The following is a 14,858-nucleotide window of genomic DNA, read 5'->3' as shown; positions in this document are numbered from 1 at the left end:
AAGAATCAATTACTTGATTTTAGCTTCTTTATACATAACGTGTTGACGAACAACTGGATCAAATTTCTTGATCTCAAATTTGCCCGGCATGTTACGTTTGTTTTTATCTGTAGTATAGAAGTGACCTGTACCAGCAGAAGAAACAAGTTTAATCTTTTCGCGAATGCCTTTAGCCATTGCTCAATTCCTCTTAAACGTTTTCGCCACGTGCACGAATATCTACAAGTACAGCATCAATGCCTTTCTTGTCGATGATACGCATGCCTTTAGCAGTTAGACGTAGTTTAACAAAACGTTTTTCGCTCTCTACCCAGAAACGATGAGTTTGTAGGTTCGGCAGAAAACGGCGCTTAGTAGCGTTGCGTGCGTGTGAACGGTTGTTACCCGTTACAGGACGCTTACCAGTTACTTGGCATACTCGGGACATGAATGTCTTCTCCAAATCGTTTCAGCTCGATATCAACCTTGGTGGCCGAACCTCTCAAATGAGGTCAAAAACCGTTATGGTAAATCCATACAAGGCTATCAAAGGTCGCGCATTATACTAAGTTAATAGATATTGCTCAAGACCCGAACAGATCCTTTTTACAGATTTACTGATCTTTTTTTAAGCAGAGCTGATTTTGTTCAAAAATAGTGCGCGAATGATACCAGAATTCTTACTTCCGACAACCTCTAATTACATTGATTTGCTTACTATAGACATTTAAGCTCCTATTTAAGGAAATTTAAACACTTTGGAGCTTGAATGACTCAATTGCTTTCAGCCATCCCCTTGACCTCATTAACTGGCGTTGGAGCTAAAATAGCTGAGAAATTACAAAAAATAGCTTTAATTTCTGTTCAAGACCTACTTTTTCACCTCCCACACCGCTATGAAGACCGCACTCGTGTCTATCCAATGCGAGCTCTGCATGCCGGTTTATGGGGGGCAGTAAAGGGTGAAGTCATGTCCGTTGATACCACATTCTCTCGTCGAAAAATGTTAACGGTTAAAATCAGTGACGGCAATGGAAGCGTTACACTGCGTTTTTTTAATTTCAATGCTGGAATGCGCAATAGCTTTACTGAAGGCAAATGGGTACATGCTTATGGCGAGATTAAACGCGGCAACTATGGATTAGAGATAGTTCACCCCGAGTATAAGTTTGTCTCAGAACAGCAGCAGATTGCCACCGAGTCCACACTAACCCCAGTCTACCCTACAACAGACGGGCTACGACAACTCACCCTTAGAAGTCTCACCGAACAAGCTTTATCATTACTAGATAGCGCTTCAGTTAATGAGCTATTGCCTCAGGGGCTTTACGACTCACAGCTCACCCTAAATCAAGCCCTACATATAGTGCATCGCCCTTCCCCTGATATTGACTTAAATCTATTTGATCAAGGCAGACACCCGGCGCAACTGCGTCTAGTCATAGAAGAGTTGTTAGCTCAGAATCTATCAATGCTTGCTTTAAGAAGTAAAGGACAGCAAGACAATGCTTTATCTTTGCCTGCATCCACACAGTTAAAACCTCAGCTACTAGGCCAGCTACCTTTTAAACCTACCGCGGCACAAAACCGAGTAGTTAAAGAGATCGAGGGGGATATTTGTCAACCACACCCTATGATGCGCTTAGTTCAAGGGGATGTTGGCTCAGGCAAAACCCTAGTCGCGGCTTTAGCCGCCCTCACGGCAATTGAGCAAGGCTATCAGGTTGCAATGATGGCTCCAACAGAGCTCTTAGCAGAGCAGCATGCTGTTAATTTTCAGGCTTGGTTCGAGAAATTAGGGATTCGTGTCGGTTGGCTAGCAGGGAAAATCACAGGTAAAGCCAAACAGGCGCAACTAGAAGCAATAGCAAATGGTGAAGCGCAGATGGTAGTAGGAACCCATGCGCTGTTTCAAGATCAGGTGCACTTTCATAAGTTGGCACTAATCATAATCGATGAACAGCATCGATTTGGGGTCCACCAGCGACTAGAGCTTAGAGAGAAAGGCGCCTTTGAGGGACTCTATCCCCATCAATTGATCATGACTGCCACCCCTATTCCCCGTACCTTAGCTATGACTGCCTATGCCGACCTAGAAACCTCAGTCATAGATGAGTTGCCCCCAGGGCGAACCCCAATTCAAACCGTTGCACTACCTGACACCAAGCGCCCAGATATCATAGAACGTATTCGCCATGCATGTACCACACAAGGTAAGCAGGCGTATTGGGTGTGCACACTGATCGATGAATCTGAAGTACTAGAGGCGCAAGCGGCAGCTGAGATTGCCGAGGAACTCAAACTCAAATTAACCGAGCTAAAAATAGGTTTGGTGCATGGCCGCATGAAACCCGCTGAGAAACAAGCGGTGATGAAGGCGTTTAAAGACAATCAACTGCAACTACTAGTTGCCACAACAGTTATTGAAGTCGGCGTTGATGTACCTAACGCCAGTTTAATGATCATTGAGAACCCAGAGCGCCTTGGGCTGGCACAATTGCATCAGCTACGTGGGCGAGTTGGACGAGGTAAGGTTGCCAGCCATTGCGTGCTTTTGTACCACGCACCACTATCTAAAACCGCTCAAAAACGCTTAGGTGTTCTTAGACAAAGCAGTGATGGGTTTGTGGTGGCGCAGCAAGACTTAGAAATACGTGGCCCCGGCGAGCTATTAGGTACCAAACAAACCGGGCTTGCCGATTTTAAAATAGCCGACCTAGTAAGGGATCAACATCTCATTCCTGAGGTGCAAAAAATGGCCCGCTACATTCATGAGCAGTACCCTGAGAATGCACGATCTATCATCCAACGCTGGGTAATCAATAGTGAGGAATACGCTAAAGCATGAGTCGGTGAGCACTATATCGGCTCACCGAATTGCATTACCGATTAACAGTATTAACGCTTCTTGTTACCTGCATTAGCAAACGCGGCAGCCATTGCTCCACCAATGCTAGGCGCATTTTGATTGCGCTGTGGTTTCCGATTATCGCGAGTAGAGTTCTCGCGAACAGGTTTGCGAGCAGGACGGTTGTCTTGTCCTGGTTCATCGTTCAATCTCATCGAAAGCCCAATACGCTTGCGTCGCAAATCAATCTCCATCACCTTAACCTTAACGATATCGCCAGCCTTCACCACCTCGCGAGGGTCTGACACAAACTTATCGGTTAACGCTGAAATATGTACCAAACCGTCTTGGTGTACACCGATATCAACAAAAGCACCAAAATTAGCCACATTGGAGACAACGCCCTCAAGTACCATCCCTTCTTCAAGGTCTGATACCTTATCGATACCTTCAGCAAAGGTTGCCGTTTTAAACTCAGGTCTCGGGTCTCGGCCTGGCTTATCAAGCTCTTTAATGATGTCTGTAACGGTAGGCAGACCAAATTGTTCATTGGTAAAATCAATGGCATTAAGCTTACCTAAGAAAGCACTATCACCAATAAGGTTTGAGATCGGCTTATTGGTTTTCTCCGCTATCGATTTAACAACGGGATACGCCTCAGGGTGTACTGATGATGAATCAAGAGGGTTACGTCCGTTCATTATGCGCAGAAATCCTGCGCTTTGTTCAAATGCTTTAGGCCCCATTCTGGCAACTTTCTTTAGGCTAGCGCGGCTTTCAAAGCGTCCATTATCATCACGATGAACCACGATGTTTTGTGCCAGCGTGCTCGACAAGCCTGCCACACGATTAAGCAATGCCGCTGAAGCTGTATTTACATCCACACCAACTGCGTTTACACAATCTTCAACCACCGCATCCAAGCGCTTGGCCAATGACGACTGACTAACATCGTGCTGATACTGACCCACACCAATAGATTTAGGGTCAATTTTCACAAGCTCCGCCAGTGGATCTTGCAAGCGACGGGCGATAGACACCGCACCACGCAGTGACACATCCATATCAGGGAACTCTTTAGCTGCCAATTCAGAGGCTGAATACACAGATGCCCCCGCTTCACTGACTACAATTTTTTGTACCTTGATGCCCTTGCTAATAATATCCCCAACAAAGGTATCAGATTCACGTGAAGCAGTTCCGTTACCAATTGCTACCAGATCTACATTGTGCTGTTTAATCAATCTCTCAATGCTTTGTAGCGACTTATCGTATTGCTTTTGCGGAGGATGCGGATAGATAACATCGGTTGCCAATACCTTACCCGTACCGTCTACCACCGCGATTTTGCAACCGGTTCTCAGTCCAGGGTCTAGACCTAAGGTAGCGCGAGGCCCTGCAGGTGCCGCCATTAACAGATCTTTTAGGTTCGAAGCAAATACCTCAATAGCCTCAATCTCTGCCTTATCTTTCATGATCGACATTAACTCGGTCTCAAGGTGCATCGACACCTTAACGCGCCATGCAAAGCTGATCACCTGTTTACGCCACACATCGGCAGGCGCGTCACTTAGGGTAATTCGGTAATGCTGCTCAATAATGGTTTCACAATAAGAGGTACGAATTGAAGGGTCTTGTTGAGGGTCTGCATTTAATGCCAATTGCAAGATACCCTCATTGCGACCACGCAACATCGCCAGTGCTCGGTGAGAAGGGACTCGACTTATTGGTTCATCATGTTCAAAGTAATCTTTAAACTTCTCACCTTCAGTCTCTTTGCCCTTCACTACTCGTGATTGCAGCACCGCATGCTTATTAAGATAAACACGCAATTTCTCAAGTAAATCTGCATGCTCGGCAATTCGCTCCATCAAGATAGCTCGCGCACCATCGAGCGCCGCTTTAGCATCAGCAATGCCTTTCTCGGTATCGACGAACTGTAATGCCTTTTGCTCAGGAACCTGATTTGGATTACTCCACAGTGAATCTGCTAGCGGTTCAAGACCAGCCTCAATAGCAATTTGTCCCTTAGTGCGACGCTTAGGTTTATAAGGAAGATAAAGGTCTTCAAGCCGGGTCTTATTGTCAGCAGCTAAAATCTCATGCTCAAGCTCTTTACTCAGCTTCCCTTGGTCTTCAATAGAGCGCAATATGGTTTGACGACGATCATCGAGCTCACGCAAGTAAATAAGACGGCTCTCTAATGTGCGCAGCTGCGTATCGTCTAAGCCTCCGGTAACCTCTTTCCTATAACGCGCGATAAACGGTACCGTATTGCCTTCATCTAGCAAGCCGACTGCCGAGTTTACTTGGCGAACTGGCACCTGTAATTCATCGGCAATGGTTTGAAAAATCTTTTGACTCATCCCTAATTCACTTCTGTGTGAGTAATTTAGTTCTATTTATGGGGGCGAATTAATAAAAATCCAGCGCTTAAGGCGCGATTACCTTCCCTCCATTGCAACGCATATGCTTGCAGTTGCTAAAAAATTAACTGAATATTTAACAGCAAGTTACTGATTATTGGTTAGTATTAATCTTGTATATCCAGAAATTCAAATACGGACATTGATAATGAACAAACGGCTCACAGGTTCCATTTCGCTGCTGGCTTCTCTTTTTCTCTCAGCAGGGGTACAAGCAAAACAGACCACCGAATACACTATGCTTGATGACAATAAACAACCCTATACAACCGCAGCCCCTGCTTTGTCTTGGGACGATAAGGTCATCCTAGGCCGAGTCGAAAGCGTCTACTATCAAGATATCGCAGCCCTAGAAGGAATTGCCTATATAGGGAAAATCGATACTGGAGCAGATACCACCTCAATGCATGCTGAAAATATTAAGGTGTATTCTGAAAACCCAAAATATAAGGGCTTACAAGACACTAAGTTAATGCAAACTATTGTGGATGAATATGGTGGCCCTAAGAGTAACTGGTGGCTAACAAGCTTCGACACCCCAGAGCGTAATATTCAAGGTATAGTGGAGTTTGAGATTAGGCATCCAGTTACTGGCAAGGTAATTTCATTACAACGCCCCCTTGCCAGAACCAGTGTTATCCGTAGCCGCACTAGTGAAATTCCACTCTATCGACCTGTGATCAATATTCCACTCACGATTGCTGGAGTCACTGTCAATACCGATGTTAACCTGACAGACCGTAGTAATTTTTCAGCGCCTATTCTGATCGGAAAAACCTTCCTCAAACAGCATGCTTGGGTATTTGCCGGCTATGACTATCTGCAAGCTCAACAAAACGCCGTTGTATTGCGCAAAGGCGAAGAGGTAACCGTTGGAACGGTATCTCTAAAATCCAGTTATTCATTGGTCAATAGCTACAGTCAACTGCATGCCACAGATATACAGATAGACCACGACCAACAGCTCGTTACGTTTAATTCAAAAAGCAAATCTGGAAATAAGGCGAAGATGACCTTACCTCTTATTCGAATGCTTAAGGTCGGGGGTTCGGAGAAACCGCTTGTCTCTGTGCCAATGCAAGTCGGTAAAACCAAGACACCCATACTCGCTTACCTAAAAGATCGCTCAAAATACGCGTCACAGATTAGAATTGGTAAGAATAGCCTCAGCAAGCACTTCGTTATCCATAGCTCAAATACCAATGCAGTTAAGGATCAGACCTACGCCTCGTTGCAAACCAATAAAAAAATCACCTCAGTCACCCCCCATGAAATCATTTATATTGATGACATTGCGGTAGAAGCAAGGCCTTCTTTTGCTATCAATACTCCGGTTCTGTTTGTGTCTAACCTTGAGTTAGGTAAGGGGAAAAACACAGAACAAGTAAGCTTTTATATCCCTAATGCCAAAGGAGAAAATAAAAAGGTTATCAGGCCCGTAGTACGTAAGATTCGTGTTGGTGAGTCGGTAAGGCCGGTGATCAAAGAGTCGATTATCATTGGCAACCAACAACAAAATATAGAGTTTGCCTTAGAAGTCGTAGATAAAGGTGAAGATGCTTATTTTGCGATTGGGCGTGGATTTAACAAGCAGGGCGTACTGATAAATACTCGCACCGAAGACCTTTTCGAACCACGCCCACTGTTTAGTGCAGGCTATATCGAAAAAGCCTCTGTCGCAGGGTTACGATTCTCGGTAAAACTGGATACAGGTGCCGACGTTAGCTCAATGAATGCCTTAAATATCAAACGCTTTGATGAAAATGGCAAGCCTATGGTTAGCTTTGACTACCACAACAGCGAGGGCCAGAAGCACTCCTTTACTCGTGAAGTGGTCGATATTATGCGGATTCGAGCCAAGGCCGGTGAAAAACCTAATGAGCGACCTGTGGTAATGATGAAGGTCAGCTTAGGTGATGTTTCCAAGTCTATACGCGTTAACCTGCAAGACAGAAGTCGATTTGAATACAGTATGATCCTTGGCAAAAATTTCTTAAAAAATGGTGTAGTCGTAAGCAGTGATGACACCTACTTGCTAGGGAAACAATAGCAATACTTGGCGGGTGCTCCTAGGTTGGGTAAAGTGAAACAAAAGACAACTAACTCTGTATATATATGAAAACCAACCTAATCACCCGCGAAGGCTTTGAAAAGCTGCAACAAGAACATGACTTCCTGTGGCATAAACGTCGCCCGGAAGTAACCAAAATAGTCACCTGGGCGGCGAGCCTTGGTGATAGATCTGAAAATGCTGATTATCAGTACAATAAACGCTTACTCAGACAGATTGACCGCAGGGTTCGCTACTTACGTAAACGCCTACCTGACCTAAAAGTTATCGATTACTCACCTGCGCAAGATGGAAAGGTCTTCTTTGGTGCATGGGTTGAGATTGAAAATGAAACCGGTGAAATTAAGCAGTTCAAAATTGTAGGGCCTGATGAAATCTACGGCGAACAAGTAAAACAATATATCTCTATTGATTCACCAATGGCTAGGGCTCTACTTAAGAAATCCATTGATGATGAAGCTGAGGTTACAACACCTGAAGGCGTTAAAACTTGGTTTATAAACCATATCGATTATAAAAAGCCACAATGGTTAAAACCCCTATAAAAACAGTAAAATAAGTTACCTATATTCACCAATTTCAAACCCAGTTAACATTCATTAACACTTTATCTGTCTATAATCAGGCGAATTTTGTTACATTTCTACGAGTTCTTTTATTGTCAGGCGTGTTAAAGGAGCAATACTGCTGTAGTGATGGACTACTTGAACGCAACCGCCAAATTACTCACTCGCAACATATTGGTTAAGTAGGTCTAGTTACATGCAAGAAAATTTTAAAGTCCTAGTCGTCGACGATGACGCTCGCTTGCGCTCTCTTTTAGAGAGATACCTTTCAGAGCAAGGTTTCCAGGTTCGTACCGTATCCAATGCAGAGCAAATGGATCGCCTACTTACTCGTGAAAACTTCAATTTAATGATCCTTGATCTTATGTTGCCGGGCGAAGATGGCCTTTCTATCTGCCGTCGCTTACGCAGTGCCAACAACATGCTTCCTATATTAATGCTGACCGCAAAAGGTGATGAAATTGATCGCATCGTCGGCTTAGAAGTAGGCGCTGATGATTATCTTCCTAAACCATTCAATCCTCGCGAATTGCTTGCTCGTGCACGCGCTGTTTTACGCCGTCAATCTATAGAAGCACCTGGAGCACCAAGTGCGCAGGAAGAGATTATTGAGTTTGGTGAATTCACCTTAAACCTAGGCACACGTGAAATGTTTAAGGGAGAACAAGTCATCCCTCTCACTTCAGGTGAGTTTGCGGTGCTTAAGATATTGGTCAGCAATGCACGTGAGCCTATGTCTCGCGACAAGCTCATGAACCTTGCTCGTGGTAGAGAATACTCAGCAATGGAACGTTCCATTGATGTACAGATATCTCGCCTGCGCCGAATCATTGAGGAAGACCCTAGTCACCCTCGCTATATTCAGACGGTATGGGGACTAGGCTACGTTTTCGTCCCTGACGGCCAAAAGGTATAACTCCTCTCAATGCGATCACGTAGTTCTATTACACAAACTATTATTGGCTTTATGGTGTTACTCATTGCTAGCCAAGTGTTTTCTTACTTCGTGATCCTAAACTATGCACTGCTCCCTAGCCTTAAGCAGTTCAATAGAATTCTCTCATATGAAATAAGCCTCATCAGTGAAGAGAATGCTCAAATGAAAAAAGAAGCAGAGCGTGGCATACCGGAAGATCAACGGCTAGCGCCACTCAGACAAGCTCTGCTCGTTCGCTTAGGTGTCAGTGTTCATCCCTATACCGACGCCTATCAAACTGAATTTAATAACTCCTTCTATCTCGACTTTATGAGTGACGAGATCGGCGAGGAAGTCGGTTCACCCGCAGATGCTCGCCTTAGCCGTGATAGCGAAAGCTATTTATTATGGATTCGATTAGATTCAATGCCAAATTGGCTACTTAAAGTCCCATTGACCGAGCTCAATCAAGACGAATTTAAGCCCCTTTTCATTTATAGCTTATTGGCCACTATACTAATAATTCTTGGTGGCTGGGGCTTTCTTCGCTGGCAAAACAGCCCATTGAAAAGCCTAGAAACTGCCGCAGTCAGCGTTGGACGAGGTATTGTTCCTCAACCACTAGACGAAAAAGGCACGACTGAGATCCGAGCTGTAACCAAAGCCTTCAATAAGATGGCGCGAGGTATCGAGGCACTAGAAGAGGATCGTCGATTAATGCTCGCTGGTATTAGTCATGATATCCGTACTCCTCTAACTCGTATCCGACTTGCCACCGAAATGATGTCTGAACAAGATAAGTACCTTGCAGAAGGTATAATCCAAGATACAGAGGAATGTAATGAGATAATCGGCCAGTTCATTGACTATCTCAAGCCAATGGATCGAAATGACTTTGAAGCAACAAACCTCAATATATTAGCTGAAGACCTATATCGATCGGTAGAAAACTATCAAGAAAGCGCTAATGATAATCATCAGATATCAATGCAAGATGGGAACGAGGAATTATTTAATGGCCTAGTACACTGCCAAGTGGATTTTAACCTAGATGAAAACCTTCCCGATATATATGCAAGTAATATCCCACTGCGCCGAGCCTTAAGCAACCTAATGGTAAACGCACAGCGTTATGGTAACGACTGGATAGGTATCACCACTCAGAAGTCTCGCAATAGCAAGCAAGTGCAGTTTATATTGGAAGATAACGGCCCTGGTATCCATAGTGACCAGCTAGAGCATGTATTTGAACCATTCACCCGCGGGGATACTGCGAGAGGCAGTGAGGGGACAGGACTTGGATTAGCCATAGTTCAGCGAATTATAACTGAACATAACGGTGAGATAGAGATGAGTAATAGACCACAAGGTGGCTTAAAGGTAGTGGTAACCTTTAACGCTTACTCAGCTAAATAACCCCTAACAAAAGAGCACGCTATTGCGTGCTCTTTTATCATTATGCCACTAATTACTTATAGTAAGAGTGAGCACCTTGTTCGTGTTCGGTTGCATCTTTAACGCCAGTAAGTTCTCCAGAGAACTCCTGCATTAGCTGCTTTTCGATACCTTCTTTTAAGGTAACATCCACCATTGAACAACCGTTACAACCACCACCAAACTGCACTAGTGCAATATTGTCGTCAGTTATCTTAACTAGATTGAGGTGACCACCGTGACCTGCGAGTTGCGGGTTAACCTGAGTTTGAATCACATACTCCACACGCTCAATAAGCGGTGCGTCGTCATTTACCTTACGCATCTTAGCGTTTGGTGCTTTCAGAGTAAGCTGTGAGCCCATCTTATCCGTAACATAATCAATCAGGGCATCCTCTAAAAAAGGAAGACTCAACTCATCGATATAGGCTGAGAATGCCTCATAGGGCATTTCTGTATCTGAAGCTTCTATTGCTTCTGGTGGACAATATGACACGCCACATTCAGCACTAGGCGTACCCGGATTTACCACGAATACACGAATATTAGTTCCTTCAGCCTGCTGTGAAAGCAGGTTAGCAAAGTGCGCTTGCGCAGCTTCTGTAATAGTAATTGTATTTGACACAATAAATACCTGAGTAATTGCGTAGGTTATTTTTGGCTACTATACCCCGAACCGGATTCGATGCCAATAAATTCGTAATCTTCTGCGCAAAACTTGCTAACTTAACCCAAGTCAGCTAGCCCTGCTCGACACACACAATAGACCTCGATACGCTTTACTCCGTGTCGACGCAATACGCGACAGATCTCGGTTACCGTTGCGCCCGAGGTCACTACATCATCGACAATAGCAACCCGCTCTGCATCTTGTATATATTTGATAAGTTTAGGGTTTACTATAAAAGCCTGCTTTAGGTTTCGTAACCTGTTATGGCGAGACAGCGCCATCTGCATTTTGGTATGCCGTGTACGAATAAGCGCGTTAGACAGGTACCTTGCCCCGATGTGAGGCGCAAGATAATAAGCTAGATAATCGCTTTGATTGAACCCTCTCCAACACAGTCTCCGCCAATGAGTCGGAACAGACAATAAGATAGGCGCTGGTTGTTTAATTCGCTCACTCAGCAGCCTTGCGAGTAGCATGACATGCCAAAACTGGCGCGCATACTTCACCTTTTTAACATAATCAGACAGTGGCGTTTGGTAGTTGGAAACACAATACATTTGATCCCAAGCTACCGCATAAGTCACACACTGTCCGCAGATTTCAACGGTTCTCTCTTGCTCAATACCACAGCGTAAACAGCGTGGCTTTTCATCGATGAGTTTTAAGCACGCGCTGCACCAACTGGTAGTGGCGCTTTCAATTCTACAGCCGCATACCGAGCAGTAATTTCCGGTCAAACGGATTAGGTTGTCACGCACATAAGCATGGAGGCTTTGTATTCTCACATCAGATACCATATTCTTCTATGGCTTAATTTTACTAACCCAATCCAAGGCCGGAGAATGAAAAATGACTGATGCTTCCCTTTCTACCACGCATTTAAACTGGGAGAGATATGGTCAAGGTCCTGACCTCATTCTGTTGCATGGCTGGGGAATGAATAGTGGTGTTTGGCAACACATCATCGAGAGTTTATCGCAAAGCTTTACTCTGCATTTGGTCGATCTGCCTGGTTACGGGTTAAGTCACCATCAGGGCTGTCAGTCAATCGAAGATATCTGCGAATGCGTATTGCGTGATGCGCCTCAAAAAGCAATCTGGCTCGGCTGGTCTTTGGGGGGGTTAGTAGCAACTCACATCGCGCTTAATGCGCCCGATAGAGTACATCAATTGGTAACCTTAGCTAGTTCACCAAGATTTGCGGCACAAGGAAAAGAATGGCGAGGTATTGCACCTAAGGTACTGAGTAATTTCACCGTTCAATTAACAGAAGATTTTCAAGGGACTATCGAGCGCTTTATGGCTCTACAGGCCCTTGGTAGTCCATCCGCTAAGCAGGACATAAAGTGCTTAAAAGAGGTTGTTTTGTCCAAGCCAATGCCTGATCCACAGGCACTGAGCTTAGGGTTGAAATTACTCGCTGAAATCGATTATCGAGCACAATTACCACAGCTAGAAATGCCTCTAATCCGGCTATATGGGAGGCTCGATGGTCTAGTGCCAGTTAGCATTGCTCATCAGTTAGATGAACAACTCACTGAGCAATCTCATATTTTCCAATCCTCATCCCATGCACCGTTTATCAGCGAGAGGGCCCAGTTTTGTGAGCTTATTCGCTCTCGCCTTTCAATAGAATGTCCTGCCATGGAAGCCCTCGATCACCAATAACAATAAAATTGGGGTTCTCTAGCGTTTCTCTGAGATTATAAGAAAGAGGGTTTAACTGGGTATCTAATATCGTGCCACCAGCTTGCTCTACAATGCATTGCGTGGCTGCTGTATCCCACTCACCAGTTGGACCAAGTCTTAGATAGCAGTCGGCGCTGCCTTCTGCCACTAAACATGCCTTAAGAGCTGCTGAGCCTAGAGGTATCAATTCATAGTTCCACTTTTGGGACATACAGTCGGTGATGCGATTAATATCCTGCCGGCGACTAATTGCAATCGCAATATTCTGATGTTCAAGCTCATGGGTGTGGGTCGAGATACGGATACTTTCCCCCATATCAGGGATCTTCCATGCCCCTTTACCTTCATAGGCGTAGTAAACTACGCCTGAGATAGGAGCATAAACAACCCCCATTACGGGCTTGTTGTTCTCGACCAAGGCAATAATCGTCGCAAAATCACCACTACGAGCGATAAATTCTTGGGTGCCATCAAGCGGGTCTACTAGCCAATAACGTGACCACTTTTCACGCTCGGCCAAGCTAATATCAGCATCTTCTTCCGATAGCACGGGAATATCTGGAGTTAACGCAGGCAATGCTTGCATAATAAGCTTATGCGCGGCTAAATCAGCACTCGTTACCGGAGTGTCATCTACTTTGGTGAACTCTTCGTAGTCCCGGTTTTGATAGATATCTAAGATCAATTGACCCGCAGAGCGCGCTATCTCGATAACCTCTGGCAATAAATGGGATAGGTCTTGCTTCATACTACGGCTCCTGCTGTAAATGGCGCTGAGCAAGCATTAGTGCGCTAATGCTTCTCGCTTCACAAAAATCAAGATGAGTAAGCAATTCATCAGCCTGCGCTAAAGGCCAGCGGATAAGCTCTAAAGGCTCAGGTTCATCACCTTCAAGGCTTTCTGGATAGAGGTCTTGAGCGAGAAAAAGGGTCATGCGGCTTGAGAAATAAGAAGGGGCAAGGATAACCTCCTTTAAAGGGGTAAGATGAGTGGCTCCAAAGCCGATCTCTTCCTTTAATTCTCGATTTGCTGCAATAACAGGTGTTTCTCCAGCATCAATGAGCCCTTTAGGGAAGCCAAGCTCATAATTTTCCGTTCCTGCTGCGTACTCTCGAACTAACAATAAATCACCTTGCTCAGTTATTGGTACGATCATAACCGCATCGCGACCGCTAGGTTTCATACGTTCGTAGGTTCGTTTTTCCCCATTTGAAAACTCTAAATCTAAGGCTTCAATGCAGAATAAGCGCGATTGCGCTACCTGCTGCTTGTTTAAAATTTTGGGCTTACTTTGCTTTGCCATCCTAGCCTCACTGAAAAATGATTGAACCGTTATCATTAGAGCCATTACGACCCTTTCGTGCTGACTTACACAGTACCGTAGAGCATTAATCAAGGTGTTCTATTTGAAAGTGTCGCTACCTAATCACAACGCCTAACATACTTATTTATTCACTATATGGAAAAAGAACATGGATGAAAACCACTTACAGCCGTCCTGAGAATACTAATGGGTAATGCCCCTTGGCATCAGGATCCCCCAACCATTTTAACTGCTGTGAAAGTTTTTCTGGAAATTCCACACCAGGTTTGAACCAAGCATCTAGATCATAGGTAAAGTTAGACTGTAGCTGCGCCGTAAACTGCGCTGATACCTGCTTATTCTGCTGGTTGCCAGTCGCTTTCAGTACATTATCTTGACAAGATATATCCGAGGTCACTGTGCCTAACTCAAGGTTGCCCATAGGCGACTCGACTTTGCCTTGGTTCCACCTTAGATTTCCTTGGGCAGACTTACACCAAGGCTGAGCGAAACTGTAGTGCCTAACCATTAATTCTAAGTCACCCTTGGCGGTCACAGGGGCAGGAATCGAGACTTGTTGCATTACTTTTTCCACCGGTATCGAAGCGATAAGGTTTTCTGCATACGGCCCTGAAAAGCCATAGCCGACAATGCCACGTCCATCGAGCCCAAGAGCACTATCACGCCCAAAGCGCACATTTAACTCAGCCTTACCGGTAAATAATTTCGCTAGCTGCATATCCCAAGAAACTTGGCCTATGTCATATTGTTCAAACACGACCTTACCCGCACTACCTTGCCATATTGAGCCATCGACACCGGATATTTTCAGCCCTGGAATTGAAGGCAGATTATCCGTTACAAACTTAGCCGGCAGGTGCACTAAAACACTGGCCACAAATACCACCAACAACAGCAGGCTATATAAAAAAATCTTTTTGACACTAAATCCCAC

The 14,858-nt window shown here is 44.8% G+C and carries 14 protein-coding genes; 6 read left to right on the top strand and 8 right to left on the bottom strand.

Annotated features, from left to right (window positions below; genetic code table 11):
* Nucleotides 1–9: 9 nt before the first annotated feature.
* Both rpmG and rpmB read right to left on the bottom strand, forming a co-directional pair.
* Entirely contained in the window at nucleotides 10–177 is a 168-nt protein-coding gene (rpmG, locus tag OCU28_RS00605) for a 50S ribosomal protein L33 (RefSeq protein WP_017029383.1), read from the bottom strand.
* Nucleotides 178–190: 13 nt separating this feature from the next.
* Nucleotides 191–427, bottom strand: coding sequence for a 50S ribosomal protein L28 (rpmB, locus tag OCU28_RS00600; protein WP_004728407.1), 237 nt, complete (start codon nucleotides 425–427; stop codon nucleotides 191–193).
* 321 nt (nucleotides 428–748) lie between these two features.
* On the opposite strand from rpmB, the gene recG reads away from it, so the two are divergent.
* Entirely contained in the window at nucleotides 749–2,827 is a 2,079-nt protein-coding gene (recG, locus tag OCU28_RS00595) for an ATP-dependent DNA helicase RecG (protein ID WP_261816456.1), read from the top strand.
* A gap of 50 nt (nucleotides 2,828–2,877) precedes the next feature.
* Here recG and OCU28_RS00590 read toward each other — a convergent pair whose 3' ends face one another.
* Nucleotides 2,878–5,193 carry a Tex family protein gene (locus OCU28_RS00590; protein WP_261816455.1) on the bottom strand — a complete coding sequence of 772 codons (2,316 nt, stop codon included), beginning with the start codon at nucleotides 5,191–5,193 and terminating at the stop codon, nucleotides 2,878–2,880.
* Nucleotides 5,194–5,401: 208 nt separating this feature from the next.
* Here OCU28_RS00590 and OCU28_RS00585 point away from each other — a divergent pair, with 208 nt between their 5' ends.
* From OCU28_RS00585 to OCU28_RS00570, 4 genes are all read left to right on the top strand, one after another.
* Nucleotides 5,402–7,303: a putative ATP-dependent zinc protease gene (locus tag OCU28_RS00585; protein WP_261816454.1), complete on the top strand. Its 1,902-nt coding sequence runs from the start codon at nucleotides 5,402–5,404 to the stop codon at nucleotides 7,301–7,303.
* Nucleotides 7,304–7,368: 65 nt separating this feature from the next.
* Nucleotides 7,369–7,869, top strand: a complete 501-nt coding sequence (gene greB / locus OCU28_RS00580; RefSeq protein ID WP_261816453.1) for a transcription elongation factor GreB — start codon at nucleotides 7,369–7,371, stop codon at nucleotides 7,867–7,869.
* A 217-nt stretch (nucleotides 7,870–8,086) separates the two neighbouring features.
* Complete coding sequence (ompR, locus tag OCU28_RS00575) at nucleotides 8,087–8,806, top strand: osmolarity response regulator transcription factor OmpR (RefSeq protein ID WP_261816452.1); 720 nt, start codon at nucleotides 8,087–8,089, stop codon at nucleotides 8,804–8,806.
* Between the two features lie 9 nt (nucleotides 8,807–8,815).
* Complete coding sequence (locus tag OCU28_RS00570; RefSeq protein ID WP_261816451.1) at nucleotides 8,816–10,222, top strand: ATP-binding protein; 1,407 nt, start codon at nucleotides 8,816–8,818, stop codon at nucleotides 10,220–10,222.
* A 52-nt stretch (nucleotides 10,223–10,274) separates the two neighbouring features.
* Here OCU28_RS00570 and nfuA read toward each other — a convergent pair whose 3' ends face one another.
* Nucleotides 10,275–10,865, bottom strand: a complete 591-nt coding sequence (gene nfuA, locus OCU28_RS00565) for a Fe-S biogenesis protein NfuA (protein WP_261816450.1) — start codon at nucleotides 10,863–10,865, stop codon at nucleotides 10,275–10,277.
* Nucleotides 10,866–10,966: 101 nt separating this feature from the next.
* Nucleotides 10,967–11,695, bottom strand: a complete 729-nt coding sequence (locus OCU28_RS00560) for a ComF family protein (protein WP_261816449.1) — start codon at nucleotides 11,693–11,695, stop codon at nucleotides 10,967–10,969.
* Between the two features lie 64 nt (nucleotides 11,696–11,759).
* On the opposite strand from OCU28_RS00560, the gene bioH reads away from it, so the two are divergent.
* Nucleotides 11,760–12,578 (top strand): pimeloyl-ACP methyl ester esterase BioH, encoded by an 819-nt coding sequence (gene bioH, locus OCU28_RS00555; protein ID WP_261816448.1) that lies wholly within the window; start codon nucleotides 11,760–11,762, stop codon nucleotides 12,576–12,578.
* Here bioH and cysQ read toward each other — a convergent pair.
* The 3 genes from cysQ to OCU28_RS00540 form a co-directional block, all read right to left on the bottom strand.
* Nucleotides 12,520–13,347, bottom strand: coding sequence for a 3'(2'),5'-bisphosphate nucleotidase CysQ (gene cysQ, locus OCU28_RS00550; RefSeq protein ID WP_261816447.1), 828 nt, complete (start codon nucleotides 13,345–13,347; stop codon nucleotides 12,520–12,522). The genes bioH and cysQ overlap by 59 nt on opposite strands.
* Before the next feature lies 1 nt (nucleotide 13,348).
* The gene (nudE, locus tag OCU28_RS00545) at nucleotides 13,349–13,903 is read right to left on the bottom strand and encodes an ADP compounds hydrolase NudE (RefSeq protein WP_261817398.1); all 555 of its coding nucleotides are present in this window, start codon (nucleotides 13,901–13,903) and stop codon (nucleotides 13,349–13,351) included.
* A gap of 184 nt (nucleotides 13,904–14,087) precedes the next feature.
* Nucleotides 14,088–14,858, bottom strand: a complete 771-nt coding sequence (locus tag OCU28_RS00540; RefSeq protein ID WP_261816446.1) for a type II secretion system protein N — start codon at nucleotides 14,856–14,858, stop codon at nucleotides 14,088–14,090.

The organism is Vibrio gallicus (assembly GCF_024346875.1).
In the GTDB taxonomy this organism is placed as follows: domain Bacteria; phylum Pseudomonadota; class Gammaproteobacteria; order Enterobacterales; family Vibrionaceae; genus Vibrio; species Vibrio gallicus.
This window is presented reverse-complemented; position numbering and strand designations above follow the sequence as displayed.

What these genes read in the sequence shown, in the direction of transcription:
- OCU28_RS00570 (WP_261816451.1), top strand. Translation starts at nt 8,816, where the DNA reads ATGCGATCACGTAGTTCTATTACACAAACTATTATTGGCTTTATGGTG.
- rpmB (WP_004728407.1), bottom strand. Translation starts at nt 427, where the DNA reads ATGTCCCGAGTATGCCAAGTAACTGGTAAGCGTCCTGTAACGGGTAAC.
- greB (WP_261816453.1), top strand. Translation starts at nt 7,369, where the DNA reads ATGAAAACCAACCTAATCACCCGCGAAGGCTTTGAAAAGCTGCAACAA.
- nudE (WP_261817398.1), bottom strand. Translation starts at nt 13,903, where the DNA reads ATGGCAAAGCAAAGTAAGCCCAAAATTTTAAACAAGCAGCAGGTAGCG.
- ompR (WP_261816452.1), top strand. Translation starts at nt 8,087, where the DNA reads ATGCAAGAAAATTTTAAAGTCCTAGTCGTCGACGATGACGCTCGCTTG.
- OCU28_RS00585 (WP_261816454.1), top strand. Translation starts at nt 5,402, where the DNA reads ATGAACAAACGGCTCACAGGTTCCATTTCGCTGCTGGCTTCTCTTTTT.
- bioH (WP_261816448.1), top strand. Translation starts at nt 11,760, where the DNA reads ATGACTGATGCTTCCCTTTCTACCACGCATTTAAACTGGGAGAGATAT.
- rpmG (WP_017029383.1), bottom strand. Translation starts at nt 177, where the DNA reads ATGGCTAAAGGCATTCGCGAAAAGATTAAACTTGTTTCTTCTGCTGGT.
- recG (WP_261816456.1), top strand. Translation starts at nt 749, where the DNA reads ATGACTCAATTGCTTTCAGCCATCCCCTTGACCTCATTAACTGGCGTT.
- OCU28_RS00590 (WP_261816455.1), bottom strand. Translation starts at nt 5,193, where the DNA reads ATGAGTCAAAAGATTTTTCAAACCATTGCCGATGAATTACAGGTGCCA.
- cysQ (WP_261816447.1), bottom strand. Translation starts at nt 13,347, where the DNA reads ATGAAGCAAGACCTATCCCATTTATTGCCAGAGGTTATCGAGATAGCG.